The organism is Variovorax endophyticus, assembly GCF_025376855.1.
GTDB lineage: Bacteria > Pseudomonadota > Gammaproteobacteria > Burkholderiales > Burkholderiaceae_C > Variovorax.
In genome coordinates this window covers 58,477-84,113 of record NZ_JAHUTH010000014.1, presented here as the reverse complement: position 1 = coordinate 84,113, position 25,637 = coordinate 58,477, and the positions used below count along the sequence as shown (strand labels likewise).

26 protein-coding genes are annotated in these 25,637 nt (G+C 64.6%); 15 read left to right on the top strand and 11 right to left on the bottom strand.

Annotated features, from left to right (window positions below; translation table 11 throughout):
• Nucleotides 1-77 precede the first annotated feature (77 nt).
• The 9 genes from KV106_RS19345 (at nucleotide 78) to KV106_RS19305 (ending at nucleotide 9,220) form a co-directional block, all read left to right on the top strand.
• Complete coding sequence (locus KV106_RS19345) at nucleotides 78-1,124, top strand: TrbL/VirB6 family protein (protein WP_261211779.1); 1,047 nt, start codon at nucleotides 78-80, stop codon at nucleotides 1,122-1,124.
• 168 nt (nucleotides 1,125-1,292) lie between these two features.
• Nucleotides 1,293-2,021: a VirB8 family type IV secretion system protein gene (locus KV106_RS19340; RefSeq protein ID WP_261211778.1), complete on the top strand. Its 729-nt coding sequence runs from the start codon at nucleotides 1,293-1,295 to the stop codon at nucleotides 2,019-2,021.
• Nucleotides 2,021-2,860, top strand: a complete 840-nt coding sequence (locus tag KV106_RS19335) for a TrbG/VirB9 family P-type conjugative transfer protein (protein WP_261211777.1) — start codon at nucleotides 2,021-2,023, stop codon at nucleotides 2,858-2,860. The genes KV106_RS19340 and KV106_RS19335 overlap by 1 nt, the downstream gene beginning before the upstream one ends.
• Entirely contained in the window at nucleotides 2,857-4,206 is a 1,350-nt protein-coding gene (virB10, locus tag KV106_RS19330) for a type IV secretion system protein VirB10 (protein WP_261211776.1), read from the top strand. Before KV106_RS19335 ends, virB10 begins: the two co-directional genes overlap by 4 nt.
• Nucleotides 4,169-5,281, top strand: coding sequence for a P-type DNA transfer ATPase VirB11 (gene virB11 / locus KV106_RS19325; protein WP_261211775.1), 1,113 nt, complete (start codon nucleotides 4,169-4,171; stop codon nucleotides 5,279-5,281). Before virB10 ends, virB11 begins: the two co-directional genes overlap by 38 nt.
• Entirely contained in the window at nucleotides 5,247-7,190 is a 1,944-nt protein-coding gene (locus KV106_RS19320; protein WP_261211774.1) for a type IV secretory system conjugative DNA transfer family protein, read from the top strand. Before virB11 ends, KV106_RS19320 begins: the two co-directional genes overlap by 35 nt.
• A gap of 27 nt (nucleotides 7,191-7,217) precedes the next feature.
• A complete protein-coding gene (locus KV106_RS19315; protein ID WP_261211773.1) occupies nucleotides 7,218-7,967 on the top strand; it encodes a hypothetical protein in 750 nt (249 codons plus the stop codon).
• Nucleotides 7,968-8,030: 63 nt separating this feature from the next.
• Entirely contained in the window at nucleotides 8,031-8,942 is a 912-nt protein-coding gene (locus tag KV106_RS19310) for a TraX family protein (protein ID WP_261211772.1), read from the top strand.
• Nucleotides 8,939-9,220 (top strand): hypothetical protein, encoded by a 282-nt coding sequence (locus KV106_RS19305; RefSeq protein WP_261211771.1) that lies wholly within the window; start codon nucleotides 8,939-8,941, stop codon nucleotides 9,218-9,220. Before KV106_RS19310 ends, KV106_RS19305 begins: the two co-directional genes overlap by 4 nt.
• Before the next feature lie 203 nt (nucleotides 9,221-9,423).
• On the opposite strand, the gene KV106_RS19300 is transcribed toward KV106_RS19305, so the two are convergent.
• The 3 genes from KV106_RS19300 to KV106_RS19290 are packed head-to-tail and all read right to left on the bottom strand — an operon-like array spanning nucleotide 9,424 to nucleotide 12,312.
• Complete coding sequence (locus KV106_RS19300; protein ID WP_209547330.1) at nucleotides 9,424-10,509, bottom strand: carbon-nitrogen hydrolase family protein; 1,086 nt, start codon at nucleotides 10,507-10,509, stop codon at nucleotides 9,424-9,426.
• Nucleotides 10,510-10,562: 53 nt separating this feature from the next.
• Complete coding sequence (locus tag KV106_RS19295; protein WP_261211769.1) at nucleotides 10,563-12,080, bottom strand: sodium:solute symporter family protein; 1,518 nt, start codon at nucleotides 12,078-12,080, stop codon at nucleotides 10,563-10,565.
• A 4-nt stretch (nucleotides 12,081-12,084) separates the two neighbouring features.
• Entirely contained in the window at nucleotides 12,085-12,312 is a 228-nt protein-coding gene (locus tag KV106_RS19290; protein ID WP_057596348.1) for a hypothetical protein, read from the bottom strand.
• Between the two features lie 251 nt (nucleotides 12,313-12,563).
• On the opposite strand from KV106_RS19290, the gene KV106_RS19285 reads away from it, so the two are divergent.
• Nucleotides 12,564-13,535 (top strand): helix-turn-helix transcriptional regulator, encoded by a 972-nt coding sequence (locus tag KV106_RS19285; RefSeq protein ID WP_261211767.1) that lies wholly within the window; start codon nucleotides 12,564-12,566, stop codon nucleotides 13,533-13,535.
• 19 nt (nucleotides 13,536-13,554) lie between these two features.
• On the opposite strand, the gene KV106_RS19280 is transcribed toward KV106_RS19285, so the two are convergent.
• Entirely contained in the window at nucleotides 13,555-13,722 is a 168-nt protein-coding gene (locus tag KV106_RS19280; RefSeq protein ID WP_261211765.1) for a hypothetical protein, read from the bottom strand.
• 84 nt (nucleotides 13,723-13,806) lie between these two features.
• On the opposite strand from KV106_RS19280, the gene KV106_RS19275 reads away from it, so the two are divergent.
• Nucleotides 13,807-15,546: an ATP-binding protein gene (locus KV106_RS19275; RefSeq protein ID WP_261211764.1), complete on the top strand. Its 1,740-nt coding sequence runs from the start codon at nucleotides 13,807-13,809 to the stop codon at nucleotides 15,544-15,546.
• A gap of 52 nt (nucleotides 15,547-15,598) precedes the next feature.
• Here the strand turns inward: KV106_RS19275 and KV106_RS19270 are convergent, their stop codons facing one another.
• The 3 genes from KV106_RS19270 to KV106_RS19260 are packed head-to-tail and all read right to left on the bottom strand — an operon-like array spanning nucleotide 15,599 to nucleotide 16,860.
• Entirely contained in the window at nucleotides 15,599-15,949 is a 351-nt protein-coding gene (locus KV106_RS19270; RefSeq protein WP_261211763.1) for a hypothetical protein, read from the bottom strand.
• Nucleotides 15,946-16,236 carry a DUF3253 domain-containing protein gene (locus KV106_RS19265; protein ID WP_261211762.1) on the bottom strand — a complete coding sequence of 97 codons (291 nt, stop codon included), beginning with the start codon at nucleotides 16,234-16,236 and terminating at the stop codon, nucleotides 15,946-15,948. Before KV106_RS19265 ends, KV106_RS19270 begins: the two co-directional genes overlap by 4 nt.
• A gap of 18 nt (nucleotides 16,237-16,254) precedes the next feature.
• Nucleotides 16,255-16,860 carry a DNA-3-methyladenine glycosylase gene (locus KV106_RS19260; protein WP_261211761.1) on the bottom strand — a complete coding sequence of 202 codons (606 nt, stop codon included), beginning with the start codon at nucleotides 16,858-16,860 and terminating at the stop codon, nucleotides 16,255-16,257.
• A gap of 141 nt (nucleotides 16,861-17,001) precedes the next feature.
• Between KV106_RS19260 and KV106_RS19255 the strand changes: the two genes are divergently transcribed.
• Both KV106_RS19255 and KV106_RS19250 read left to right on the top strand, forming a co-directional pair.
• A complete protein-coding gene (locus KV106_RS19255; RefSeq protein WP_261211760.1) occupies nucleotides 17,002-17,952 on the top strand; it encodes an IS481 family transposase in 951 nt (316 codons plus the stop codon).
• A gap of 105 nt (nucleotides 17,953-18,057) precedes the next feature.
• Nucleotides 18,058-18,279: a hypothetical protein gene (locus KV106_RS19250; protein WP_261211759.1), complete on the top strand. Its 222-nt coding sequence runs from the start codon at nucleotides 18,058-18,060 to the stop codon at nucleotides 18,277-18,279.
• A gap of 110 nt (nucleotides 18,280-18,389) precedes the next feature.
• Here the strand turns inward: KV106_RS19250 and mltA are convergent, their stop codons facing one another.
• On the bottom strand, nucleotides 18,390-19,781 hold the full coding sequence (gene mltA, locus KV106_RS19245; protein WP_261211758.1) for a murein transglycosylase A: 1,392 nt from the start codon (nucleotides 19,779-19,781) through the stop codon (nucleotides 18,390-18,392).
• Between the two features lie 744 nt (nucleotides 19,782-20,525).
• Entirely contained in the window at nucleotides 20,526-21,311 is a 786-nt protein-coding gene (locus tag KV106_RS19240; RefSeq protein ID WP_261211757.1) for a hypothetical protein, read from the bottom strand.
• A gap of 169 nt (nucleotides 21,312-21,480) precedes the next feature.
• Between KV106_RS19240 and KV106_RS19235 the strand changes: the two genes are divergently transcribed.
• On the top strand, nucleotides 21,481-21,891 hold the full coding sequence (locus KV106_RS19235; protein ID WP_057596354.1) for a hypothetical protein: 411 nt from the start codon (nucleotides 21,481-21,483) through the stop codon (nucleotides 21,889-21,891).
• A gap of 472 nt (nucleotides 21,892-22,363) precedes the next feature.
• Nucleotides 22,364-22,918: an Rrf2 family transcriptional regulator gene (locus KV106_RS19230; RefSeq protein WP_261211755.1), complete on the top strand. Its 555-nt coding sequence runs from the start codon at nucleotides 22,364-22,366 to the stop codon at nucleotides 22,916-22,918.
• Between the two features lie 264 nt (nucleotides 22,919-23,182).
• Here KV106_RS19230 and KV106_RS19225 read toward each other — a convergent pair whose 3' ends face one another.
• Nucleotides 23,183-23,485 (bottom strand): hypothetical protein, encoded by a 303-nt coding sequence (locus KV106_RS19225; protein WP_261211754.1) that lies wholly within the window; start codon nucleotides 23,483-23,485, stop codon nucleotides 23,183-23,185.
• Between the two features lie 284 nt (nucleotides 23,486-23,769).
• Nucleotides 23,770-25,155 carry a replication initiation protein gene (locus KV106_RS19220; protein WP_261211753.1) on the bottom strand — a complete coding sequence of 462 codons (1,386 nt, stop codon included), beginning with the start codon at nucleotides 25,153-25,155 and terminating at the stop codon, nucleotides 23,770-23,772.
• Nucleotides 25,156-25,637 lie beyond the last annotated feature (482 nt).

Sequence of the window (25,637 nt, the reverse complement as noted above, 5' to 3'; positions counted from 1 at the left end):
GGAGAAGGCCGACGGCGCATCCAGCGGCTGAGGTCGAAGTGGCGTCGCACGATTTTTGAAACCTCAGGAGCCAAGCCATGTTCTTTCGGCAGCTTTGGACGCAGCTCGTCTCGCAGCTCACTGAGTTCATAGGCGCGAAGTCTGCAGCACTGGCGACCGCGGTCGAGCCCGCGGTGATCACGTTGGCAACGCTCTACGTGATGATCTGGGGATACCTTTCGCTCACCGGCAAGATTCAGGAACCCATTCTGGAGGGGATCAAGCGGATCTTCTTCATAGCGGTCATCCTGGGTGTGGCTTTGAGGCTCTGGGCTTTCAACGAGCTCATCGTCGACACCTTCTTCAACGCCCCGACCCAACTCGCGGCAGCGATCGTCGGCGCCACAGACCCCGTCTCGACCATCGACACGATCTGGGAGAAGGGGGGAGAGGTCGCGTTCAGCCTGTGGAGCAGGGGCGGTGTGCTCAATGGGGATGTGGGCTTCTACATCGCCGGCGCCGTCATCTACCTCATCATCGGCGCCGTCGCGGTCTACGCGCTTTTCCTTTTCGCCCTGTCGAAGATCGCGCTGTCCGTCGTGCTGGCGCTGGGCCCGATTTTCATCTCCCTGCTCTTCTTCGAAGCGACACGGCGCTTCTTCGAGGCATGGGTCGCCCAGCTTTCGAACTACGCGCTCGTCGCGGTGCTCGCAAGCATGGTCGCCTCGCTCATGCTGCAGGTCGTGGCGAACTACGCCGCTCAAACCGCGGAACGTGGCGCGGCGCTCACGACGGTGGATGCCATCAACATGGCCTTGATCGCCGCGGTGGTTCTCCTCGTGATGTGCCAGGTGATGCCGATCGCCGCCGGACTTGCCAGCGGCGTTGCGCTCAGCTCCTTCAGCGCTGTCGGTGGGCTCACCAAGTGGGCGCTCGGTGGCACCAGGCGCAGCGCGTACGAATTCGGCCGCGGCGTGCTCGACGGCCTGCACGGCGAACGCGGCAGCCGATGGGACTCCTTCCGTCGCCTGGGAGGCAACCGGGTCGGATCGTCGATCGCTTCGCTGGCCGGCAGGGGCGCAAGCACGCAGCGCCCCACCCTGCCCAGAGACCGAGTGATGAATCCCTCTTCCTCTCGGACTTGACCCCTCTGAAAAGCTTTTATAGGAGCTCTCACGTGAGATTCATGGTCGCACTCTTGCTCACCCTCGCGCTTGGCGGCTGCGGCACGCGAGCGCCCCATCCTCCGACCTGCGAAGGCGCCCTCACACCGATCAACGGTGCCTCCGCGCCCCGTCCTGCAGGAGGCTCGGATGCATCGTGACGAGGCGCTCGAGCGCTATACGCTCGAAGCTCAGAGCTGGGAGCTCGATCGCGCACGTCGCGCCCAAGGGTCGGCCAAGACCGCCTGGGTTGTGGCCGCGGCCGCCACGGCCATCGCGGTATTCGCCGTGGCCGCCGTCGCCGGACTCACGCCCCTCAAGCAGCCGGTGCCGGTGGTCATTCGCGTGGACAGCAGCAGCGGCATCGTCGACATCGTGCCGTCCTATGAAGGCACCACCGACATTCAAGAGGTCGTGACGCGTAACCTGCTGCAGAACTACGTCATTGCGCGCGAGCGCTACTTCTACGCGACCGCCGAAGCCGACTACGAGCTGGTCGCCTCCCAGAACTCGCCTCTCCTGAACCAGGCCTGGGCGGCGTCGTGGGCCGCCAACAATCCACTCTCGCCGCTCAACACCTTCAAGGACGGCACGGCCGTTCGCGCGCAGGTGCGTGCTGTGACCTTCCTCAAGCTGGAAAGCGGCAAGGAGAAGCTTGCACAAGTTCGCTTCAGCCGCTACGCCCGAGCCGGCGGCACGGGCGATGAGCAGACGACCCATTGGGTGGCGACGATCGAGTTCGCTTACGTGCCGCCATCGAAGGATGACAAATGGCGCTCGCTCAATCCCCTGGGCTTCAGGGTGGTCGAGTATCGGCGCGAGCCCGAAGTCGCACCGACCGTCGCCGTCCCCCTCTCCCCCGCAAAGCAGGCGCGCTGATGAACCATCGTCTTGCATCTCTTCGCCAGCCCGCGCTCGTGCTGGTGCTCGTCATCGGCTGGCTGTGCACCACCCACACGGCGGTGCGCGCTGCAACGATCCCGCCCGAGGGGCACGTGGATGCGCGCGTGCGCACAATCGACTACGACCCGGAAGACGTCATCAGCCTGCATGGCTACGTGGGCTACCAGATTCACCTTCAGTTCGCCGAAGGCGAGACCTTCGTGAACCTGGGCTCCGGCGACAACGGCTCCTTCGACGTCGGTGCGCAGCGCAACCACCTCTTCCTCAAGCCGAAGGAAGCGCAGGCCAATACGAATCTCACGATCCTCACCGACCGTCGCACCTATCACTTCGACTACATCGTCTCAGCCCGGGCGCCCGCCGGGGCCGCGGCTCGACGAATGATCTACTCGATCCGGTTCAACTATCCGGCCGACACGCTGCGCGCTGCCGAAGAGGCGAGCAAGCGCGCTGAGGTGGACGCGAAGCTCACCCGCACGGCAGCCACGCGCAACTGGGACTACTGGTTCTGCGGAAGTGAGTCGCTCAGGCCGATCCGCGCCTCCGACGACGGCCACCACATCCGCCTTCGTTTCGCCGAACAGGCTGAACTGCCGGCCATCTTCGTTCAGAACGACGACGGCACGGAGTCATTGCTGAACTTCAACATCGACGCCGACGAGATCGTGATCCATCGCCTCGCGCGTCGCCTCGTGCTGCGCCGGGGTCAGCTCGTGGGGTGCGTGGTCAACAAGGCATTCGCAAGCGGCGCGCGCACGCCCGGCGCGACGGTGGCGCCCGATGTGCAACGCGCAACCGTGGGAGAGCAACCATGAGCGATGCACCGAATCCGGGACTCAACCCACCGGCGAATTCATCCGCCGACAACGAAGCGCCCGATGGGCGCCGCAGTGCGGGCGCGGTCGATCCAGACACTGGCGAGCTTTATTCCGTTCCCCGTCGTCCGGAGCGCCCTGATGCCTCCCACACCGGGCGCGGCCATGCGATCGACGGGGAGCGGACCATTCCCTCGGTGAATCGGGAACGCACGATCCAGTCGAGGATCAGCAGCTTCGTGGCCATCGGCACCATGCTGCTGCTGGGTGCCGGTTTCCTGTTCTGGTACTACAGCACCCAGTACGCCAGGGGTCGCGAGGCGCAGTTGGCCGCACAGAAGGCCTCGGCGGCCCGCGCCGGCGGCGAAACCAAGGTGCCGCCGCTGGGCCGGATCGACCCGCCGCCGATGCCGCCCCAGACCCCCGCACCGCCGCCCGGCGCTCCACCGGCCGCAGCGGCGGCGACACCGCCAGGCGGGCCACCGCCAAAGACGCCGGCCCAGCTTGCGCTCGAGCGCAAGCTCGGGTCGCCCGTGATGCGGCACGCGCTGTCGCCTGACGCAGCAGCAGCAACGGCCGCTTTCGTCGGCGGCCCCACCGTGCCGGCGGCAAGCGGCGTACCCAACATGGCGCAAATCCTGGGGGCCTTGCAGCCGCCACCCTCCAGCCCCTCCGCCCCTCCCAGCCCTCCCGGCCTCGAGGGCGGTCTCCGGCCGACCCGCACCCCCGCCGTTACAGCACAGGTCCTGCCGACGCGCCGTTTTCTTCTGCCCAAGGGCGCGTTCATCGATTGCACCTTGGAGACCGCGATCGATTCGACCTACGAAGGTCTCACCACCTGCATCGGTGCCAGCGACATCTACAGTGCAGACGGCAAGGTGGTGCTGCTCGAGCGCGGCACGAAGTACGTGGGTGAGCAGCGCGGCTCGCCCCGCCAAGGGCAAGGCCGTGTTTTCGTGCTTTGGAACGAGGCGAGAACGCCCACCGGGGTGGTCGTCCAGCTGGCATCGCCTGGCACCGACGAACTGGGGCGCAACGGCTTGCCGGGTTTCGTGGACACCCACTTCTGGGAGCGTTTCGGCGCAGCGATGCTGCTGTCGGTCATCGACGGCACGATGCAGGCACTGACAGCGCAGCAGCAAGGCGGCGCCGGCCCGGCCAACCGCGGTGCGCTGGTGGTCGGTCCCCAAGGCAGCCGGGACATCCTGACCGAGGTACTGCGCGGCACCATTGCGATACCTCCAACCGTGATCAAGAACCAAGGCGAACGCATCCAAATCCTGGTGGCCCGAGACGTGGACTTCCGCGATGTCTATGCCCTACGCGTCGCGCCTGCCCAACCCTGAAGAAGCGGAAGCTTCAGGCTTGGCGACGACAGCCACGCCACCGCCGCCCTCCTCGCTCGCGCTGTTTCTCGACCCGCTGATGCCGCTGCTCGAGGACACCGAGGTCACGGAGATCTGCATCAACGAACCAGGAATCGCTTTTGTGGAACGGCAGACAGGATGGACACGCGAAATCGTCGCGTTCGCGAGCTTCGAATGGTGCATGTCAATCGCCAAGCTCGTTGCCAACTTCACGAAGCAGCGCGTCTCGGCTCAAGAACCGTTGTTGTCGGCCACCTTGCCTGGGGGCGAACGCATACAGATCGTGCTGCCGCCGGCGACCTCCGAGCAGACCGTCTCCATCACGATTCGTCGTCCCTCCAGTGCACTGTGGTCGCTCGATCAACTTGAATCGATGGGCGTGTTCGAGGCGACACGCTACAACGAAGCGGTATTGAAGGCAGCGTCGGAGGCGAGCTCGGCGGGCCTCGAAGACCGCGAGCTTGCGGGCCTGCTTCGCGAACGCAGGTTCGGAGACTTCCTGCGCCGCGCAGTTCAACTGCGCCGCAACATCTTGCTGTCGGGCGCCACCGGATCGGGCAAGACGACGCTGAGCAAGGCATTGATTCTCGAAGTTCCCCCCGAGGACCGGCTGATTACGATCGAAGACGTCAGGGAGCTGTCCCTTCGCAACCAGCCCAATCACGTGCGTCTGTTCTACTCCCAGGGCGCTCAGGGACAGGCGATCGTGACGCCAGGGCAGCTCCTGGCTGGTGCCAAGCGCCAGCGTCCCGACCGCATCTTCCTGTCCGAACTGCGAACCGGCGATGAAGTCTATGACTACCTCGTCTCGGTGAACACCGGCCATCCGGGCTCGATCACCAGCGTTCATGCCGACAGCGCCCAAATGGCCTTCGTGGCACTCGCGCAGCTGATGAAGCGCAGTGCCGCAGGCCATGGCATGACCACGCGTGAAGGCGTGGAGCTTTCGCAGCTGAGCGTGGACGTCGTCATCCAATGCGCACGTGTGCGGCAGCGACGCATCGTGCAGGAGATCTGGCATGACCCCAGCACCAAGCGTCGAGCCTTGGCCTAGTGCTTTCAGGATCGGGGGCGCCTTGCTTGTCGCGGCCATGGTAGGCCTGTGGGCGGCGGGCTACGCCTTCTTGATGCTCATGAAGCTGCCGCCCGAGAGCGCCACGCTGTCGACGATCGTTGACTACTGGCTTGCTTACGGTGACCGACCCGAAGTTCGTCGATCGCTGCTGGCCGCTTTGGTGGGGGCACAAGGGATCACGCTCGGTGGCGTCGCCATCGCGATGGTCCCGCGCCGACGCGCGCTGCATGGCGAGGCCCGCTTCGCCACGCACCGCGAGATTCGGAAGGCCGGGCTGCTCGCAGACAACGGCATCGTTCTCGGGCGCCTGGGCGCGCGCTACCTCGTGCTCGCCGGTCAACAAGGCGCCGAAGTTGAAGCACCTCCTCGCAGCGGCAAGGGCGTGGGCGTCGTGGTGCCCAACCTGCTGAACTGGCCCGGCTCCACCATCGTGAGCGACGTGAAGGGAGAGAACTTCATGCGCACAGCGGGATTCCGGCTTTCAAAGGGCCAGGAAGTGCACCTGTTCGATCCCCTGTCCGAGCAGGAGCGCTCCTCGCGCTGGAATCCGCTGGGCTATGTGTCGCAAACGCCGTACCGCTGCATCGACGACCTGCAGCGCATCGGAACGATGCTGTTCCCGGATCCCCTGGCGGGCGATCCCTTCTGGACCTCGTCCGCGCGGTCACTGTTCCTCGGGATCGCGCTGTACCTGTTCGAGACACCCGGGGCGACACGCACCTTGGGTGAAGTCCTGCGCCAGGGCATGGCGAGCGATGCGGAGGGCTTCCAGAAACACTGGAAGCGCGTCATCGAATCGTGCGAGCGCGCCGGCTACCCGCTGTCGCAGGAAGCTGTGCGCAGTCTGTACGACGTCATCGACCTCGCGCCAACGACCGCCTCGAGCATCCGCAAGACCTTCACGAGTCGACTTGATCTGTGGCTCAACCCCCTGATCGACGCGGCCACTTCGGCCAACGACTTCGATCTTCGCGACCTGCGCAAGCGTCCGATCTCGATCTATGTGCAGATCAACCCAGACAACATCGCGCGTCTGCAGCCCTTGCTCAACCTGTTCTTCCAGCAGGCCATCGGTTTGCAGACGCGGGAACTGCCCGAGAGCAACCCGGCCCTGAAGCACCAGTTGCTGCTCATGCTCGACGAGTTCCCCGCGCTCGGGCGCATTCCGGTGATCGCGGAATCCACGGCGTTCCTGCCCGGCTACAACGTGCGCACCGTGGTGATCGTCCAGTCCAACTCGCAGCTGATCGAGAAGTACGGCGTGGAGGGTGCCAAGTCGATTCGAAAGATGCTCGCCGCGCGCATCGTTTTTCCGCCCAAAGAGTACGAGGATGCCGAGGCCATCTCGCGCGAGCTTGGCACCTACACGGTTCGCCAGAAAAGCGTCAGCCGCCCGATGTGGGGCGGCTCAGGCACATCGGGCAGCGTCAGCATCAGCGAACAGCCGCGCCGGCTGCTGCTGCCCCAGGAAGTCAAGGAGCTCGACCCGGCGCGCATGATCCTTTTCTATGAAGGACTTCGGCCCGTCCTCGCTCACCGCATCATCTACTTCAAGGACAAATCCTTTGCCCGGCGGGAAATCGCCCCACCCGAAGTCCCGAAGCTTGAGATGGCCGCTCGTGCAACCACGGCACCTGCCGGGAATGCGATGCCTTCGCCTGCGCCACCGGCAGGATCGAGCGCTGCGACTTCGACGACGCCCGCCACGGGCACGGGCCATGCGCGGGCGAAGGACGACCTGCAGATGGCCCAGGCCGTGCTCGACGGCAGCTTGGATCTGAAGGACTTTTCTTTCGATTTCGACGACGTCGACATCCCCACCGAGCCACTGAGTGAGGCGGAGATGAAGCGGCGCACCGACGAGTTCATGGCCCGCCTGCTGGTCTGAGCGGTCCATTCCAACCAAGGCCATCGCATGCACTCCTCATCCAACGCCACCCCACTCGGCGCGCAGCCGCCAGGGGCCGCACCTCCGCCGCCATCGGGATCCGATGATCCGCAGGAGACCGGCGACACAAGGCGCCCGCGCGGTGGCCGCGCGCCCGTGCGCGGCGTGTTGCTGGAGGCCGCCGCAGCGCCTTATCGGTTCGATCCGGCAGCACGACGCTCGTTCTACCTGCTCCTGCGCACAGAGGTTGGAGAGCGCAGCCTTTGGGGCGCCGACCTGGAAGCCGCACTCCAGCGAGCGGTCTCCCAGCCACGCATCGGAGACGAGGTCGTCGTCCTGCCCCTGGGCACGAAACCCGTCCGGCTTCGCGTTCCCGCCCAGGATGGCCATGCAGACGCTGTCGGCGAAGAGCGGGTGCTTGCGCAGCGGCGTCACTGGCGCATCGAGACGCAAGACCATATGCACATGCTCGCGCAAGATGCCCAGCGGCTGCGTGTTGAACGAACGCTGTCGCCAGGGAACATGGAGCGCGACCCCCGTCTGACGTACGCCATGGCCGGGCTCCAATTGGCTGCACAGTATGTGCGGCGCCTCACCGCCGATCCGCGCTCTCAGCAGCAGTTGCTCGCATCCATTCGCCATCGCATCGCTGATGCGCTCGTGGATGGACTGGACATCCATCTCCCAGACAAGCGGGTGGCGATGGCGCGAGCACTCAGCCTGCCAGCACCGGGACGCGCCGCCGAGTGGGACAGGCATGCCCATGAGCGGACGTGAACTCGCAAGACAGAGGCGCGCGAGCTTCGGCTGGCCCGGCAGGCTCGCCCCGTACATTGCCTGATGACCATGCGTCGTGATGCTCGCCCCAAGAGGTCGATACCCACGATACGTGGAGACGGCACCGGCGAAGCGGCGGCCAGCGGCCGCTGGCACATCGCGGACGGATCACTCGAGGCACTCAAGTGGCTCGCGCTGGCGTTGATGGTGGGGGACCATGTCAACAAGTACCTTCTGAGCGGGCAGGTCACGACGCTCTACCTGCTCGGTCGCATGGCGATGCCGCTCTTTGGCTTTGTGCTCATGTACAACCTCGCGCGCCCTCGCATGAAGGCCGCGAGTGTTCATCGACGTGTGGTGAAGCGGCTTGCGGCCTTCGGTGTGCTCGCAACGCCCGCGTTCGTCCTGCTGGTCGGATGGTGGCCACTGAACATCATGGCGACGTTGCTCGTCGCGACCTTGATCGCCTGGCTGCTGGAACTCCGGACCGTCGGCCATCGATGTTTGGCCCTGGTCACCTTTGTAGTGGGCGGCACCGTGGTTGAATTCTGGTGGCCGGGATTGCTGTGCTGCCTGGGCGCGCGCTCTTTCATTCGTCGTCCAAGCATCAAGACCGCGATCGCCTGGCTGCTTGCGACCGCGTCCCTATGGCTCGTCAACGGCAACTTCGCTGCCATGGCCGCGCTGCCGCTGATCTGGGGGTTCAGCCGCATTCATGTTCCCCTTGAACGGCGGCGATGGGTCTTCTATGCCTTCTACCCCGCCCACCTGTTCGTTCTTGCCCTTGCGCTGCACTTCGCCAGCACACCGCGCTGTGCGCGGGCATGCTCACAAGTTGCGACGAACCTCGTAACGGCCCCTGAAGTGCAGCCACTCGCTGGCGCAGCCGAATCGGCCCGACTCAAACCTATCGAAGGTGTCAGCGCGGCCGGAGGTGGCGATTCAAGTACAAACGTGACAAAGTGGCCACCATGAATTCACCCATCGTGACTACCTTTGACGTCGAGCCTGAACTGCGTGCCGAACTCGAATCGGTTGCGGATGCTGACGGACCCGTCAGCACTTCTGCCGCCGATGGGGCGTGCCGAGCCGTCGAACGCTGCCGTGTTCAAGGCGAGTTCTACGCGCGTGGGGATATCGCTTGGCAAGAATATCTACGAACTGGTGTTTCGCAACCTGTGGCCGAGGTGTTCGATCGCATCCAGGCCCGCATTGATGCACGACGTCGCGAGCTTCAAGACCCAAACACATGACCAGGGCTCGCGGGGTTGAGATGACCTCCGCGAAATCCTTCCCGCCCGGCAGATGAAGGTGTTGGTCGTTCATCATCAGCGCGAAGCGGACTACCGCTGAGACGACGCGGCCTTAGGTCTGCGACCCGGGCTTGCGGACCGAGTCACCGCGCTAATGAGGTGAGACGAGCGTCGATGACCCGCCGAGTGGGCGGGAAGCCTCGTCAAGCCGGGCTGTTCGCGCCGACCGCGTGCTCAGTCACCGCATCGGTATCGAGGCGCGGCACCTGCCCGGACGCGCCGCCCTCGGCCTGAAGCGCCAGGTCGAAGGCGTGGACCCGATGGTTCGGTGCCCGATTGATCATCAGCCGCATGACATCGGCGCGCGCATAGTGGCCCGCGGGATCGGCGGCCGCCTTGGCCACCGCGATCTCGCCCAGGTCGATCTCGGCGCAGATGACGCCCTCCCAGGTGTCAGGCATGCGTTCGGACAGCGGGTTGCCATGCGGCCCGTAGATGACGGAGTGCCCGCCGCCGACCGTGAACAGCGCATGCTTGGCCGGCGTATCGCAGATCTGCGACACCATCGACGCCGAGGTCACGGCCGATGGGGCCAGCACGAAGCAGCCACCTTCCAGCGCATAGGTCTGCGTCGCCGCGAGGCTGACCTCCGCGCCAAGCGCGTAAGCGTTCTCCTTGTAGAGGCTGAAACCGGGCCAGGCGGCGATGTGCAGCTGCTCGTTCTGGCTGTACATCGCAAACTTCGTGAGCGGCTGCAGATGCTCCCAGCAGGAGAGCGCGCCGATGCGGCCCAGCGGCGTGTCGCTCACCACGAGGTCGCTGCCATCGCCTTCGCCGAAGACGGTGCGCTCCATGTGCGTCGGCTTGAGCTTGCGCCGGCGCGAAACGGTCTCGCCCTGGTCGTCGATGATCCAGTTGCCGACGTACAGGCTCGCGCCCAGCCGCTCGACCACGCCAAGCGACACGAAGATGCCGAACTGCTTCGCGGCTGCGGCGATGCGTCGCGCGCCCTCGCTGTCGTAGCTGAAGGCGTTCTCGAAGAAGCGCCGCACCCATCCCTTGCCAAAGCCCCAGGCCGGCGCGTCGAGCCAGACCCACCAGGGGTAGCCCGGAATCCAGTCCTCCGGAAAGGCCACGATGGCGGCGCCCTTGCCGGCCGCCTCCTCGATGTAGCGCACCGTGAGGTCGATGGCGGCGTCGTGGTCGCAGAAGCCCGGCGCGGCCTGCACGACGGCCGCTAGGAACTTGGGAGGGAAAAGGGGCGACGGCGCGCCGGTGGATGCATTCATGGACGAAGCGCTCCTCGAGGGATGGGTGAATGAGGGAATGGTTGGGGGAAGACTCAGGCGCGCGCGGAGGCACCGACGCTCGCTGGCGGCGGCACCGGCTTGGCCACGGCCTCGCGGGTCAGCCCGAACAGGCCGTCGATGCGCTGGCGCTCGGCCGCGCCGTGAGGCCGCAGCCATGCGAAGCCGGCGTAGATGGCCAGGTTCACGGCCAGCGCGATCACGCCCGAGGTCAGGCCCCAGGCGGCTTCGAGCTGCCGGGCGAAGAAGCTCTCGAGCACGATGACGAGCGCGAAGCCCACGACCATGCCCGCGATCGCCCCTTCCTTGGTGCCGCGCTTCCAGAAGATGCCCAGGAACTGCGGCACCGCGAGCTGGATGACGCCCTGGTAGGCCAGCACCGCGAGCGTGAACAGCGCCGGCAGCTTGAGGCAGGCGACCCAGGCGGCCAGGGCCGTTAGAACCACCATGCCGATCTTCGACACCGTGACCAGCTGCCGCTGGCTCAACGTGGCGTAGTTCCCGACCAGGTCGTTGGCGATCTGCGCGCCCGTCGCCTGGATGCTGCCGTCGGTGTGGCCGATCGATGCCGCCAGCAGCACCACGCCGGCCAGCCCGAGCAGCAGCAGGCCACCCGCTTCCTGGCTCACGATGAACCACACGTCCTCGGGGTGGCTGGCCACGGAGGGAAGCTGCGAGGCGAGCATGCCGAAGATCAGCAGGGGGATGCAGAAGACCAGCGACGCGGGCATCGCGATGGCCGCCGATTTCTTCAGCGCCGCCACGCCGTCGGCGGTGAACAGGCGCACGAAGATGAACGGCAGGCACCAGCCGCCGATGGTGCTCGTGAACAGCAGGCTGAACAGGTAGAGCGGCCCTTCCTTCGAGCCGAAGGACGGCAGCGAGAACATCGCGGGATCGAGCGACTGCAGCCGCACGCCCTTGCTCGTCCACAGCCACACGACCAGGCCGCACAGCATGAGGCTGCCGAAGATGTAGGCCACGATACCCTGGTACATGTCCGAGATGATCACGCCGCGCATGCCCATGCGCACGGTCCAGATCTGGCGGATCGCGACCACCACCACGCCTAGGATCACCGCCTCCGAGAAGGGCAGCGCACCGAGCGACATGAAGTGGAAGAGGCCACCCATCGCCTGCATCGCGAGCACCAGCCACGGGAAGCCCGACACGATACCGATCAGCGCCGCGATGGTGCGGATGTGCCTGGAGCCGTAGCGCAGGGCGAACAGATCGGGTTGTGTCCGCAGGTCGAAGCGCTGGCCCCAGGTCCATACGCGCTGCGACATGGCGTACATCAGCACCACCGTCATCAGGCTGTAGGCCAGCACGTAGAACGAGATCACGCCGGCGCTGACGGCCAGACCCGCGAAGGCGGTGAACATCGCGCCCGGATACCAGGTGTTGAGGAAGGACATCGCCTGGTAGTTGGCCCCGAACGAGCGGCCGCCCACGGCGTAGTCGGTGAAGGACCGGTCCTTGCGGTAGCTGCGGTGCAGCACGTAGATGATGACGAGGAAGAAGGCCAGCTGGAGGCCGAATGTCAGCGCCATGGCTTCACCCCCTTCCCGCTTCGCCGTATTCGGCGACATAGGCGGCCACCACGCTGGCCGCGATCGACACGCTGAGCGCGAGGAAATAGAACAGGGTCGGCGGCAGGCCGAGGACCGGCGCCCGGTGGTCGTTGACGAGCCAGTGCACGGGCGGCAGCAGGAGCAGCAGCGCATTGAGCAGGAACCACCACCGGATCGAGGCGGGTAGCCGTGGAAGTGTCGCGAGGGGCATGGGAGGCTTTCGGGAAGGCCGCGGGCTGCGCGCGGGAAAAGGGCCGGTACGAGGTCTGCGAGGCGGATCCATCGCATCGCGACGGACTCTAGGAGCGCCGTCCTTCGGCGTGCACCGTTCAAATGAACGGGGTCGGTTCGCGAGGGCGGGCAAGCCGCATTGGCAAGGCGGAGACGCAAGGCTAGGATGGCCCGCCACACCATGCGATGGCATATGGCTTGCTTGTTGGAACGCCCCCAGTTGGAACTCCCATGCTGAACAACCTTCAGGAGTGCGGCAATCTGATCCTTCGGATCAACGAGGCGGCCTACGAGACGCGCGAAGAGGACTTCCAGGCGCGCGTGCTGAGCGACATCGATCGCGTGATCGGTTTCGATCGCGCGTGGTGGGGGATCATGTCGCCCCTCGCCGCAGGCGGCTTTCGTCTGCTGAGCTCCTACCGGGCCAACCTGCCCGCGTCCTACGTCGAGACCTGGGACACCTGCACGCCCGACGATCGCCTGGCCAGCAGCGTCAGCGACGCGCCCACCCACACCGTGCGCTTCGACACCCACCAGCTCCACAGCACGCCCGGCCTGTACGAGATCAACGCGGGGGTCGGCAACCGGCATGCGCTGTGCACCGCGATCAAGCTCGCGGAGCGTCCCGGGGACTTCCTGTTCGTCTCGCTGTTCCGCGGCGGCCGCAGCCCCGCGTTCGACACCTCCGAGGCCTGGGCCAAGCAGTTCCTCATGCCGCATGTCTTCATGGGCTGGCGGCACAACCTCGGGCGCAATCAGGAGCGCGCCGATACGCAGCCAAGCGGCGGACTGCTGGCGTCGGCCTTCGTCGACCTGCAGTGGGGCGTGATCGAGAAATCGGCGGGCTTCCAGGACTGCATGACCCGGATCTGGCCCGCATGGGCGCCGCCAGCGCTGCCGCCGGCGCTCGTTTCGGCCTTGCGCCGCGACGGCGCGCGCAGCGTTTTCTCGGACCTGGTCTTCTCGATCGAGGCCGCGGGAGCACTGCAGCGGCTTTCGGTCCGCAGGCTGCGCGCCATCGATCGCCTCACGCCGCGCGAGTCCGACGTGGCGCGCGCGTTCTCCTCGGGCCAGTCGTACAAGGAAGTCGCCCGCGCGCTGCAGCTGTCGCCGGCCACCGTCAGGCACTACCTGCGCGAGATCTACATCAAGCTCGGGCTGACGGACAAGGCGGAACTGGCGAGCCTGTTGAACGCGCCGTGATTCGCCGCCGTCGACGCCCTCAGGCGACGACCGCCTTGCCTATCTCCTCGACCACCTTTTTTCCGTCGCCGACCAGCATCATGGTCATTCCCATGCAGGACAGCTGTCTGCCCAAACCCGAGATCTCCGGGGCAGCTTGGCGCATGTTTGCCGGCAGGGCTGGACAATGCGCGTCGACGCTGGGCATTTCAGCGGTCGCTGGCCCCTCCTACGCCAACTCGCCTCAGGCTGTGATAGCTTTCGTTTTCACCGAATCCCGATCGAAAGCACCGTGGCGCCTGCTTCCATTTCAGCGGCATTTTTGCCACCCGACTCGGCACTCGCCGCGCTGATTGCCCAGCTTGATTGGGCGGCTACGCCCTTGGGCCCGATCGATCAATGGCCTCAGCATCTGTGCTGCGCCGTGGGCATCGTGCTGCATTCGCCGAAGCCCATCGCGCTTCTTTGGGGCGAAGCCGGCATCATGATCTACAACGATGCCTATGCCGTCGTCGCAGGCGGGCGGCATCCAGCTTGCCTGGGTCAACCCTTGCGCGAAGCGTGGCCGGAAGTGTCCGAGTTCAACGATCGCCTCATGAAGACGGTGCTGGCCGGCAAACCTCAATCCTTCGAAGATCACGAGTTCACCTTCTTGCGCAACGGTTCGCCGGAAAGTGTGTGGCTCACGCTCGACTATTCGCCGGTGCCGGATGCCGCCGGAGGGTTCGCTGGAGTGATGGCAACGGTGACCGAAACCACGAGCAAGGTGATGGCAGAGCGCGAGCTGCGCAAGGCCAATCAAACGCTCGAAGCGAGGATCGAGGAGCGCACGCGCGCGCTCGTGGAAGCCGAGGATGCGCTGCGCCAAGCCCAGAAGATGGAGGCGATTGGCCAGCTCACCGGGGGCATCGCACATGATTTCAACAACCTGCTCGGCACCCTGAAGGTCAGCTTCGAGCTCCTCGAACTGCGCATGCGTTCCGGCGACACGCAGCAAGCCCAGCGGTACGTCACCGTCGGCAAGGAAACAGTGGAGCGGGCGGCGTCACTGACCCAGCGTCTTTTGGCCTTCTCTCGCCGCCAGACCTTGGATCCGCGGCGAATTGATCTTCGCCCTCGCCTGAACCAGTTCGAGGAACTTGTTCGTCGCAGCGTCGGGCCATCGATCGCCGTCCAGTTCAATGTTCCGGCGGACCTTTGGCCCGTGCGCGCAGACAGCGCGCAACTCGAGAACGCGCTGCTCAACCTGTGCATCAATGCGCGCGACGCGATGCAGCCCGGTGGGGGAAGCTTGACGGTGACGGGCAACAACTGTTCATTTCCCCACGACGCAAGCACGCCCATCGGGAACGCGCCTGGTGACTACGTGTGCCTCGAGGTGCGCGACACGGGTTGCGGCATGGATGCGCAAACCAAGGCTCATGCCACGGAGCCGTTCTTCACAACCAAACCCTTGGGCCAGGGCACCGGCCTGGGTTTGTCGATGGTGTACGGATTCGCCCGCCAATCGGGTGGCCAAATGCGCATCGAGTCGGAATTGGGTCAAGGCACCACCGTCAGTATCTATATGCCCCGTATCGACGGCGATTCGAACGACACGGAGGCTGCGGTTGGTCAGCGCAACCCAACAAGCGATACGGCGGCATTCTCAGCACCGAGGTCGGCGCGCGTGCTTCTGATCGAGGACGAGGCACCGCTTCGAGCCCTGCTCCAGGAAGAACTTGTCGCCGCGGGCTACGAAGTCACTGCCGCGGCAGACGGCCGGGAAGGCCTTGCGTGCCTGGATGACGGGCCAAACAACGACCTCCAGATCCTGATCACCGATGTCGGACTTCCCGGTGGCATGAATGGACGCCAGGTCGCCGATGTCATGCGCCTGCGCAAACCCGACCTCAAAGTGCTGTTCATCACGGGCTACGCGGCCGGCGCCGCCGTGGGCAATGGTCTTCTGGAGCCTGGGATGGAAGTGATGACCAAGCCTTTCGAGCTGGGCGAATTCAAGCGGCGCATTGCCCGGATGCTCGACACCTGAGCCAACGGTCGGCAGACAGCAATGCCAGCGGCCGTTCATGAACGCGCCTCGATCAAGGCGCTTCCTCATTCAGACGGCGAAACCATTCGCCATACGGTGTGTTCTTGACCAGCTTGCGATTCATATCGGGGGAGCCGTCGGTCCACCACGGCGGGCCGCGCTCGCCCAGCCGACGCTTCGCATGGTCGACAAGGGCGCGCGCGTCCGCGCGCCTCTCGACGGAGGCAGATGCGCGCAGCGCGCGCCGTGCCGCCATCAGTTGGCAAACCCAGAAGTCTTTTTCGTCTTCCGGCAGTCCGGGGTTCGTTGCGCGCCACAGACGTCCACGTATCACCAGATAGCGGCCATCGGGTGTCATAAGGGGGCCGTCGACGGCCTGCGATCGGCTGTTGCTCCCGCTCACTTGCGCTCCTTCTCAAAGAGCAACGAGAGACGAATGGGCCCACCTTGCCCCATCGCTTCGACACGCGCCCCTTTGCGGGTGACGAGCAGTCGCCGGCGAAGGGCGAGTTCCTGGGCCACCTCGCGCACCTGCGGCATCAGGGCCCGCCAGTCCGACGGCGCGCTCGCCAGGGCTCGCGCAACCTCCGAAGGGCAGATGCTGGCTCCAGGCGCACGACGGGCCAGCAGCTCGAAGATTTCCGCTTCGACGGCCTCGTTCGTCACGACCGTCCGTGAGGCAACGCTCATGGCTGCTGGCCTCCCGCGTCAACCAAACCTGCGACTGACAAAGCGCGATCCTTTCAGCCCAAAACGCCAAGGCACATCCATCGCCTTCGAAATGCCGATGCGGACACCGACCACCACATCCTGTGCCACGCTCGGACCCTTCAACTCGAAAGGCGCGCGGTCGAGCTGCAGGCCGTCATGCGAACCGGTGATCCCCAGCGCCTGGGCGACCCGCCCCGGCCCCGCGCACAAGAGCCGCGGCTCGAGAAGCCCTCGGCGTGCCTGCATCGCATCGAGACCGTCCGTCGGCTCCAGCGCGCGAATCAGGACACCGGCGCCGTGGCCCTCCTCCCGGCAGACGAAGTTCAAGCACCAATGCAAGCCGTAGGAGCGGTACACATAAGCGCGGCCTGGCGGACCGAACATCGTGGCGTTGCGCACCGATCGGCCGCCATAGCTGTGCGAGGCCGGGTCCAAGACGTCATAGGCTTCCGTTTCGACGATGCGCCCCCCGACCCCTTCCACCCAAAGCGACGCACCGATCAATGCTCGCGCGAGCTCGGGTGACGAAACGCCAAAGTCGATGGAAGGCGGAGAGCACATGCCGACAGCCTGCTGCCGGTGGCTGCCAAGCGATGTCGCCATCCCCCTGGCGCAGCTGTAGTCGCACGGCGCATCCAAGGCCTAGGTGTGAAGCTTCAATAGGTTGTATCCGGTGTTCATCCGGACTGGGTTTGAGAGACTGGAAGTCGCCAAACACCCAATCCACTCAGGACGCCCAACCGGATGAACACCCATAAGCATGCCCGACTTACCTTTGCCCGCCGAATCGAGATGGTCAAGCAGATGACTTTGGAAGGCTTGGATGCCGTGAGTGCTGCAGCGGCGCACGGTGTCACTGCACCCACGGCCAGGAAGTGGCTCGGGCGGTACTTGGCAGGCGGAGAAGCTGCCTTGGCCGATGCCTCTTCCAAGCCAGCACGCTCGCCCAGGGCCATCGATGCAGGTAAAGCGCTACTCATCGTCGAGCTGCGCAAGCGCCGGATGTTGCAGGCACGCATTGCACGCAGCGTGGGCGTCTCGGCCTCGACTGTTAGCCGTGTGCTGGCGCGAGCAGGCATGTCCAAGCTGAGTGACCTGGAGCCTGCCGAGCCGATCGTGCGCTATGAGCACGAAGCTCCGGGCAGCCTGCTGCATATCGACACCAAGAAGCTTGGGCGCATCGTGCGACCCAGTCATCGCGTGACGGGCAATCGGCGCGACTCGGTCGATGGAGCAGGCTGGGAAACGCTGTTCGTGGCCATCGATGATCACGCCAGGGTGGCCTTCACCGCCATGCATCCAGACGAGAAGCAGGCACAGGCCGTCCTGTTCCTGCGCAACGCCGTGGCCTATTACGCCGGCTTGGGCATTCGCGTACAACGGCTGCTGACGGACAACGGTTCAGCGTTCCGCTCGCGAGAGTTCAGGGCGACTTGCATCGAACTCGGAATCAAGCACAGCTTCACGCGGCCCTACCGGCCGCAGACCAACGGCAAAGCCGAGGGGTTCATCCAGTCCGCGTTGCGTGAGTGGGCCTATGGCTGGGTCTACCAGAACTCAGCCCACCGAACCGATGCCTTGGCGGATTGGCAGCACCACTACAACTGGCATCGCCCGCACAGCGGCATTGGCGGCATCGCGCCTATGTCCAGACTCAACTCGTCAAGAAACAACCTCTTGACGCTTCACACCTAGGCAGATGCCGGAGCAGGCTCACGGCAGCGCATCCAGTGCCTCGGCATTGCACTCTTCGAAAACAAGGTGCACATTGGACTTTTTCTTCGCAAAAGGTGTTGACCGATGGCACTCGCTTTGCTTTCTGAAATTGCAGCGATCAAGCTGCCCCTCACCGTCATCGCGAGAGCGGACGTGCAGAAGGTGTCTCGCCTGGTTTACGCTGGCCTTGTGGAAGCAAGGTTTCGCACGCTCAGCGGGCAGTCGACGGGCTACTGCGATCCGCTCGAAGCGACGGTCACCGCGATCACGCCCGAGGGCTGGCTATCTCTCGGCCGCCGACAGTGAGCCACGCAGTGGCCGCGGCGCGGCCTGTGTCCGTTGCCTTGGGGAGTTCCTGAGAAGCTGCGAGACGCCCTGCGGCCCCGCATCCGGAATGGTGCCTCTTCCTCCGCGCTTCAATCGTTGACGCAGCTGTTCTCGTCCGCGACAAGGCATTCGGGAAGATCTTCCCCGACGGCACCGCCGCGCGTGCGCACCGCCGTGGAGGCCGCCTGTGCCACTGCCAAGTCGCGCGGCAGGAGGACCCAGAGTTGTCCTCGCTCCTTCATGCGCCGAGCCTGCGTCGCAGCTTGCTGGCCATTGCCGAAGAAGTAGTCCGCGCGCACTGCACCGCGAATGGCACCGCCCGTGTCCTGCGCGATCGTCAAACGGCGCATTGGCGCCCCGCTGCCTGGCGCGCGCGTGGACACGAACACGGGATACCCGAGCGGCGTGCTTCGCGGATCCACTGCGATCGAGCGTCCAGGCGATAGCGGCACCCCCAGCGCGCCAACCGGTCCTCCGCCAGGCGCATTGGCCTCCTTGAAAAACACGTAGCTTGGATCCTCGATGCCCGAGCCAGTCACCCGCTGTGCGGCGCGGCGTCCGGGCACCGCAACAGCGCCATTGACCTTGGGCAGGGCGAGTGTGAAGCCACGCGTGCGAACCACGGAGACGTCGGCGCTGCTGGCGGCCGCGGGTTGCACTGCTTCGTCCTCCTCATCGTCATTGTCGAGCTCGAGTTCCAGCGAGGAGCCGCGCACTTTCACGGGGCTGCGAGGTTTGCCGGACGCCGCCTGGGCCAGCGTGGGCCTGAACGGCTGACCGTTCTGCTCCGCGTAAGCGATGCGAATCACCTCGCCCGAGTCCAGACGAATGCGGCCAGAGCCCTGGATCTGCATCTCGTAGAGCGCAGAAGCGTTGTTCACGAAGGCGATGACCTTGGCATTCGGCGCACCCTTGGTTTCGATTTCCTTGCGTGTGTAGTAGGGCAGGAGCCGCTTTCCCTCGACACGAAGACGCACCTTGCGATCCAACGTGTCTCTGGTGATGCGCGAGAGATCGAGCGCGTACAACCCTGCGCGGCCCATGTCACGCGTGCTCAGTCCCGCTTGCACCACAACACTGCGCCCCGTCACACGCGCAGCGACGATCCCATCGCCTTTGGGAAGTTTTCGCGCATCCGCAAACAGCATGTCTTGGGGCTGTGCATACACGGGGTAGATGTTGGGGGCGCCGTAGTGCCGACTGCCGCTGATCTCAGGCTCGAAGTAGCCGGTGACGACGCCGTCAGGGCGCCGATCATCGTCTCGGATCTGATAGGCCGAGAAATCGCGCTCGAAAAAATGGCGGATGGCCAAGTCATCGGCACGATCTACTTTTCGTGCACGATCGCAGACTTGCCGCCACGCCTGTGCTCGCCCCGACAAGACCTTGCAGCTGCCGAGAAACGCCGGCCATGTCTCCGAGAAATCATCCTGCCGCCAGCCCGGCAAGAGCTCGAAGCCCACCGAGGTATAGGTGGCCAACCGAGTGGAAAAAGTACGCGCTCGACCCGCGATCGCACCCGCGCTGCTCAACCCAGGCCCGCCGGCGACGGATGCCTGCGACCCGCTCGATGGCGCTTGCCCTGTTGAGCGCGATGGAGAGGCCGGACGAGGACCCGGCAGCGGCGCTGATGCACGCGGTGTTGACGTTGCCGAGCGCTGCGCCGATGGGTTTGCCGACCACTCAGGCATCGCGCCGGGACCTCCTGCACCGCCCACCGAATGGGAGTCCCCCATCGTGCACGCTACCAGCGTCACTGCGCCCAGGGCACTCAGGGCGACCCAGCGAGCAAGGGTCTTGTCTCCCAGTTGCATGCCGATTCCTCGCGAAGGAGCTTGCTGATGCGCCACGTGACCGACGAAGTGGCGCTGCGAACGGCCAAGCTTAATGCCGGCCAGGTGTTTGCGAATCGGGGCGACTGCCTAGCGCAAACGACGTAGGAACGCCGCACACGCGAGGACAAGGCTCGCCGCCGGGCCTTGCTTGGGCGCTGCAATGCGCAGGCAGCTGGCGCCTTGCTGTGGATGTACCTTCGCTGCCGATCCACTGCGGCGATGAACGATCTGCAGGCGGCTTGTTGAATCAAGCAGACGTCGTCAGCACTTCGATCGTGAGGTGGCCGCATTCGCCATGAAGCTCACCTTGATCCACAGGTCTCGACCTGACGCCTTCGCCGATGATGGATGGGAAGGTTGACGCCCCGCGCTGCAACGCTTCCTGGCTTCTCAAAGGACCATCCGGTCCCACGCCCGATTTGCCCACTCATACTTTCCGCAAGCATAGGAGACGAGCGCGTCCACCGCGGCTTCGCTGCTCATCGGCTGCGCAGCCCGATAGTGACAGCCCGTCGTGACCAGCTGGTGCTCGAGATGAAAACCCCGATCGTCGGCGTAGACCTGCATGTAGGTTCCATCGCGTCGCTCCACGATCGCGAAGGCATCGGGCGCTTCGGCCAGTCGAGGAATCCAGTGGCGCAGATTGTCCTCCGTCGCCTCCTCGCCGACACCAAAGTCGGGGCACTCCAGGAAGGGGCGCTGGTACTCTGCGCCGATATCGAAGACCAGGTGGGCATGCGCGCTCGATGCGTCCTGGTGGTACATCGCGATGAAGAAGCAATCCTTGGCAGCGAGCGGGACATGAACGAGGGAGATTCGTTGCACCTTGCAGCGCCTCGCGAGCACCAACTCAAGACTGGGTTCCGGTCCGAGCGGCAAGCGAAGCTCTTCGCGAAGACGCTGCGCAAGCGAAAGGGCATCGCGCTTGATGCGTTCCCCTGCCGCGAACTCCTCAGTGCCCTCCTGGAGAAGCGCCAGGTATTCGTGGAGTTGCATCAAACGCGAAGGCGTCGGCGCCGCGGAGCGGGAGGCGAACAAGGAGGCGATCTTGCGTGCGAGCATGCTGGCGACAGGATGAGTCAAGACGATCTGCGGCGATAGGATGCCGGCGAGCAAACGGCCTGTCCAGTTCACCGCTGTCTTTCCGCTCGCCTTGAGCGACTTCGCGCCGACCACGCCGCAAGCGGCAGTGCGCTCACACTTGCGCTTGCAAGCAAGTGCGGTCCTTACCTAATGACCCGACGGACATCGTCCTACTTTGGGTCCGCACGTGGGTTCCTAGATTGACAGTCATTGGAGACGCACGGGGCGACTCCATCAATCATCAAGCCCAGGGGACTCACCCATGAAAAAGCATCTTCTCGTTCTCGCCATCGCATCCACCTGCTTCGCCATGAGCGCGGCCAACGCCGCCGAAGGGATGACCAAGGACCAGTACAACGTGGCCAAGGAAAAGATCGAGGCCGACTACAAGGTCGCCAAGGCCAAGTGCGACACGATGAAGGACAACGCCAAGGACGTCTGCGAGAAGGAAGCCAAGGGCACGGAGAACGTGGCGAAGGCGCAGCTGGAGCAGGACTACAAGCCCAGCGCCGCACACGCGAAGAAGGTCGCCGAGGAAAAGGCCAACATGACCTACGACGTTGCCAAGGAAAAGTGCGACGACCAATCGGGCGATGCCAAGAACTCTTGCGTGAGCCAAGCCAAGGCCGACCATGACAAGGCCAAGGCCGACATCAAAGCGATGAAGGGCTAAACCCATCCCGACACGGCAAGACAAGGGGTACGCAATCAGGCGTCCCCCCTGCCTTCCTCTATGCCCCGCCTTGCGCGGGGCATTCTTTTTCTGGCTTCGACAACCGGTTCCCAGGCGCCGATCGCGCCCAACGGAGCGCATGAAAATATGCTAACGGCGCGTGTGGGATAGCACTGCTCAGTCAACACCCGCTGGCGCCGTAGACCGAGCTCTACGCCAGAAGCACCCGACAGGTTTCACGCCTGCTTGGTCCCCAGCTTTGCACGGGAAAGCCCGTAGCGCCTCATCTGACGACTGATCGCTCCGATGTCTTCGGTCTTGGAGAGAGCTCGCAAGTAGCTTCGACCAAAACGTCGTGTTAGCAAACAGAGGCTGGTGCCACCGGACTCGAGTTGATAGCCGGCACGTCACGACGGCCCGTTTGTCGACGTGACGTGTTCCAACGAACAGAATCGATGAGAAGGAGCTTGTGATGCGATTGACCACCAAGGGTCGCTTTGCCGTGACCGCGATGATCGACATCGGGCTGCGTCGACAGCTAGGGCCTGTGAATCTGGCCGCCATCAGCCAGCGACAGCAGATTTCGCTGTCATACCTCGAGCAGCTCTTCGGCAAACTCCGCAAGCACAACCTGGTTGAATCGGTCCGTGGGCCCGGCGGGGGCTACCGTCTTGCTCGCCACAGCGCGGACATCTCGGTTGCCGACATCATTGCGGCCGTCGATGAGAGAGCCGCCCTCGGCAACGATGCGGATGATGCTGACGACCTGAGCGCGCCGGGTGCCTCGTCGTCGTCACTGGCGCGAAGCACCGAAGAACTCTGGGCTTCGCTGAATCAGCGCATGCTTGATTTTCTGCGCACAGTCACTTTGCAAAAGCTGGTCGAAGATCAAGTCGCCAAGGGCGCGCAGCTCGAAGCACCCACCCCGGTCAAGCGTGCGATCACCTCGCCAGCCCCCGTGAAACCCTTGCGCACCCGCGCCCCCAATTCGGTCTTCGCACTGGCCAATGCGATGTCGAAGCACTGATGCTGTCGCTCCAGTACTGCAAGCGCTGATCCAGCTGCAATCCACCATCACAAGCTTCACCTCATGCGCCGCGCGGTCGGCCATGAGAAGCCGTGAACCGGCTGGCCGTGAGCCGAAAGTGCATCCCGTTCACGAGCAAGCACGAGACGAGCTGAACAGGTTGCGCGAAACGCAATTTGATGTGCGCGTGCGCGTGGGCGCCAGCCTTTCAGGGCATCTGTCCCAACACACTCAACGCTCGAACAGGCGCACCGCACACGTCATTCAGGCCACTGGCAGTTGCGACGTTGGCCGGCGCAGCCATGGCGAGTTCTTGCGTCCGCGCCAAGCAACCCAGCCCAGTGGCAGGTCCGCGAGTTGAGCGAGCGTCTGGTCCAACTGCACCAGCTGACCCAGCCCGACGATCATCGCCTCCGACGCATCAGCACCGCTGGCGGGCAGCATCTGCCAAGCACCATCGTCCTCGTCGTGGAACACCTGCAGGATCGGCTCAGTCCCATTCATGATGGACTTCACGGTGAAGCAAGCAACGTTCGGGGCATCTTCGAAAGCCCAGGTATCAGACATTTTTCTTGAGGCAGTTGATGAATCACTGGCACCAGTGAAGTTAGAAGTTCGCTGTCGGACCTCGGCCGAGGTCACGGTACTGAAAGTGGCTGCGCCTGGCCGATGGCGGCTGCTTGTCATCGTAGCGGAGCCGGTGTTTTCAACGCCATATGCCCGGCGTTTCCCGCCCCCAGCATGACCTCATCCTCGAGTGCTGTGACGGATCAGATGATCTGACGGCCAGTTGTCTACCCGGCTTTGCACCACCGGCCGCGAGATGCACACGGCGAGCAGTCCAGGGGCGTCTACGCCGTGTTCCAGTCGGCACCGTACGTGGCGGCCGCATAGGTCTGGACCACCATCGAGCCGAGCAGGCCGTGCATCACGTCACCTTGCGCCGCGCGCCGGCTCACGATCGCGGTCAACAGTCCCTTGGCGGCCAACGCCTGCAGCGCGCGATCCACCCATACCTGACGTTGTGCCTGCGGCAACGCCTCGATCTCTCTACGCATCGTGCGGATCCGCTCGCCGGCGGAATCGACGGGAGGGGTCGGGGTCGCGGATGGTGTGGCAATCGTGACGGCCGTCGTGGCGGCAGCAGCGCCCGACGATGCGACAGCTTCCGCGGCGGCCTGTGCCGGCGGCGACTCGAGATCCGGCTCTTCGTCTACGTCCGCCGGCGCAGGCGCCTCGCGCTCGTTGCGCAGCAACGAGCGAAGATAGGAATAGGCGTTGTCCACGGCGCGCAGCGAGTTGTTGGCCGCACGCCTTTCCAATGCGTCGAGTTGCTCGCGCACCCGATCATCGCCGAACTCTTTGATCAGGCCATCGAGCTTGATCTCTCGAATGCCCAGGGTTTCTGCGCGGAGCACAAGATTGGCGTCCACCGGCTTGTCCGCGCTTGTCGCAAAGGGCGAACGGGCACGACGGCGAACCGCAAACTGCACTTCGTCGACCACCCTGCCCTGGCGATGCTCGATGAGCTCGATCTCCAGGTCGGTCTCCTGGTTGATCTCGGCCACCGCCTCCTTCACGCGCTCGTTCTTGAACTTGCGCCATTCGCGGCGGTCCCCACCAGGCAGATTACTCAGCGCGTCGGTCCACCACCCCACCGGCTTGCGGCTCGTCACGCCGCCGGGATTGTCCCGGTAGCGCACGCAGATCTCGTAAAGCGCGATCGCGGCATAGGTGCTCAAGCGGGCAAGCACGTCGAGCTCGATGCGGGCCCAGCGCGAGGGCTCGCGCAGCGCCGTCATGATGGACGGGGGGAAGGACCAGCTGACCCAGGTCTCGCCGCGACGAACCTCCAGCGCGACTTCCGACAGCATGGAGAAACCGCGCCATTTGACCCCGTCGCCTGGCGCCGTGGATTCCCAGTCGACCTCCAGGCTTCTCATTTCGCCGAGGTAGCGTTTGGCGGCCGTACGATCGGCCCCATCGGACCCGGTGGTGCGCAGCACGGCCGCCAGGGGTGCCTCGAACATGAAGTCCGCCAACGGCATCGAGGCCATGGCGGTCAGGCGAGCCTGCGACACCTGCAGCAGCACCGTGTAAATGCGCCGGGCGGTCAACGTCACCCGTGCGGAGCGCGGGACCATCACGATCATCTCGTGTGGCTTGCGCAGTTCGAGCCCGTCGGTGCCCACGACGCGGGTGGGCGCCGAGGACGAAAGCGGGCTGGAAGCTGTCATCTCGCGATCATATGTCCAAGTCGACCTGGACACCAAGCAGGCCTGCCTACCAATTTTGGCGGTGGCAAGTGTCCGAAGCTTGGTTAAACCGCGGACACTTCGCCTAACGAGGCACTTTTAGCCCGAGTAAAACACGGACACGGGGCGAATTCGAAGACAGCCCAGCGCCTCATGCCCGCGAGTAAATCGCGGACACGAGACCGAGTCCTCCTCCATTTTGGGTCGATTTGCCCCCGGTTAGATCACGGACGCGCGCCAAGAACGCGGCTTGACGGCGGCCAAGTCGTCCTGTGGACAACCCGGCGGGGTGCTGTTAGCCCACGGACGACTTCCGAGCAGGGCACGGACGGATCCGAGTAAAACGCGGACGGATCCGCGTAAAGCACAGACAATTTGCCTCTAAAAATCATCGTAAGTCATTGATTTTAAAGGGAAAATTACGAGTATAAGTCTCTGCTAACTTCTTTAAAGGTATTAATACC